This window comes from Allobosea sp. NPDC003192 (genome assembly GCF_050275675.1).
Lineage (GTDB): Bacteria > Pseudomonadota > Alphaproteobacteria > Rhizobiales > Beijerinckiaceae > Allobosea.
In genome coordinates this window covers 1-2,594 of the sequence record NZ_JBNNPK010000049.1, presented here as the reverse complement: position 1 = coordinate 2,594, position 2,594 = coordinate 1, and the positions used below count along the sequence as shown (strand labels likewise).

Here is a 2,594-nt window from a genome sequence, read left to right as displayed (position 1 = left end):
GCCTCGTCCTCGGCAATCTCCTGGGCGGCATCGCAGTCGTCGAGACGGTGTTCACCATCCCCGGATTGGGCCGCCTGCTGGTCGATTCGATCTTCGCCCGCGACTACCCGGTGATCCAGGGCTGCATGCTCTTCGTCGCCTTCACCTATGTGCTGGTCAATCTCGTGATCGACCTCTGCTATCCGATCTTCGATCCCCGGGTGACGGCGCAATGAAGTTCCCTGCTCCCAACGCCCTGGTCGGCGGCACGCTGATCGGCTTCCTCGGCCTCGTCGCGGCGGTCAGTTCGGTCTGGACGCCGTTCGACCCGCTGAAGCTCTCCTTCCGCGCCAAGCTCGCGGCGCCCTCAGGCATGCACTGGCTCGGCACCGACGAGTTCGGCCGCGACGTGCTCTCGCGATTGATGGCCGGCGCCGCAACTTCAGTCTGGATCAGCCTGCTGACGGTCGCGCTCGCCGTCTCGCTCGGCACGGTGATCGGCCTGTTCTCCGGCTATGTCCGCGGCTGGGTCGACCGCACCATCATGGCCTTCAACGATGCGCTGCTCGCCTTCCCCGGCATCCTGCTGGCGCTCGGCCTGCTCGCGGTCGTGGGCGCCAACAAATACGGGATCATCCTGGCGCTCGGCATCGCCTATGCGCCCTCGGTCGCCCGCATCGTGCGCGGCACCGTGCTGTCGCTGCGCGAGCGCGAGTTCATCTCCGCATCGCGGGTGATGGGCAATTCGGAGGGCTTCACCATGCTGCGCCATATCCTGCCCAACTGCATCGCGCCGCTGACCGTGCTGGCGACCTCGATGTTCGGCTGGGTGCTGCTTGCCGAAAGCTCGCTCTCCTTCCTCGGCCTCGGCGTGCCGCCGCCGGCTCCGACCTGGGGCAACATGCTGGCGGGCTCGCGGCCTTACATCGGCCAGGCGGTCTGGCTCGGCATCTTTCCCGGCCTCGCCATCTCGCTGACCCTGCTCGGCATCAACCTGCTCGGCGACGCCCTGCGCGACAAGCTCGACCCACGGATGAGGGGTGCGCGATGACCTCCAGCAAACCTCTGCTCGAAGTCGACGGCCTCACGCTGAGGATCGGAGCGAGCGGCCGCACCGTCGTCAACGATGTCAGCTTCTGCGTCTCGCCCGGCGAGATCGTCGGCATCGTCGGCGAATCCGGCTCGGGCAAGACGCTCGCCGCCCGCGCCGTGATGGGCTTCATCCCGCCGGCGGTGCGCCTGATCTCGGGCTCGATCCGCTTCGACGGCGAAGAGGTCACGACCATGGCCCAAAAGCGCCTGCGGGCGATCCGCGGCGCCAGGGTCGGCATGGTCTTCCAGGAGCCGATGACCTCGCTCAACCCGTCCATGCTGATCGGCCGGCAGCTTGAAGAAGGTCTCGCACTGCATCGCAAGCTCGACGCCGCCGGCCGGCGCGAGCTCATCCTCGACATGCTCCGCCGCGTCGGCATCCGCGATCCCGAAGGCGCCTTCAACGCCTATCCGCACCAGTATTCCGGCGGCATGCGCCAGCGCATCATGCTGGCTTCGGTGATGCTGCTGAAGCCGGCGCTGCTGCTCGCCGACGAGCCGACCACCGCCCTCGACGCCGTCGTCCAGCGCGACGTCATGGAGCTGATGGTCGACCTGACCAAGGAGAACGGCACCGCCGTGCTGCTGATCTCGCACGATCTCGGCATGGTCGCGCGCTATTGCAGCCGCATCGTCGTGATGTGCCAGGGCGATGTCGTCGAGCACGGCAAAGCTGAGGACCTCCTCGCCCGGCCGCAGCACCCCTATACCCGCAAGCTGCTCGCCGCGATGCCGCATCGCGAGCCGGCGCGCGAACTGCCCGACGCCGCAACGCCGCTCGTTTCGGTCGACGACCTCGTCGTCGACTATGGCGGCCGCCAGGGCTTCTTCCGCAAGGAGCAGGGCAAGCGCGCGCTGCACGGCATCAGCCTCAACGTGAAGCCGGGCGAGGTCGTCTCGGTCGTCGGCGGCTCGGGCTCGGGCAAGACCACGCTCGGCCATGCCATCGCCGGCCTGCTCAAGCCGAGCGGCGGCGAGATCCGCTTCAACGGCAAGCCGATCGACAGGAGCGACGCCGCCTTCTGGGACTACCGGTTGAACTGCCAGATGGTCTTCCAGGACCCCTATTCCTCGCTCGATCCGCGCATGACCATCGGCGAGCTCGTCGCTGAGCCCCTGCGGCTGGTCAAGGGCATGGGCGCGGCCGAGAAGAAGGCGCGGCTCGCCGAAGTCCTGGGCGAGGTCGGCCTCGGCGACGGCTTCGCCGAGCGCTACCCGCACGAGCTCTCCGGCGGCCAGCGCCAGCGCGTCGCCATCGCCCGCGCCATCATCCGCCGGCCGAGCTTCGTCATCGCCGACGAGCCGGTCTCGGCGCTCGATGTCACCGTGCGCGCGCAGGTTCTGGAGCTCTTCGCGCAATTGCAGAAGAAGCACGGCTTCTCCTGCCTGTTCATCAGCCACGACCTCGGCGTGGTCGAGCAGGTCTCGGATCGCGTCGTCGTCATGCAGGACGGCCGCATCGTCGAGGAAGGCACCCGCGACCAGATCTTCGACAATCCCCAGCACCCCTACACCAGAAAGCT

The 2,594-nt window shown here is 67.9% G+C and carries 3 protein-coding genes; all 3 read left to right on the top strand.

Translation table 11 applies throughout. The features are described from left to right. On the top strand, positions 1-215 hold a 215-nt coding region (locus ACQKLX_RS29820), incomplete at its 5' end, for an ABC transporter permease subunit (RefSeq protein WP_427365173.1). Further along, complete coding sequence (locus tag ACQKLX_RS29815) at positions 212-1,030, top strand: ABC transporter permease (RefSeq protein ID WP_427365172.1); 819 nt, start codon at positions 212-214, stop codon at positions 1,028-1,030. The genes ACQKLX_RS29820 and ACQKLX_RS29815, both read left to right, overlap by 4 nt. Further along, the coding region (locus ACQKLX_RS29810) for an ABC transporter ATP-binding protein (protein ID WP_427365171.1) at positions 1,027-2,594 on the top strand (1,568 nt) is incomplete at its 3' end. The genes ACQKLX_RS29815 and ACQKLX_RS29810, both read left to right, overlap by 4 nt.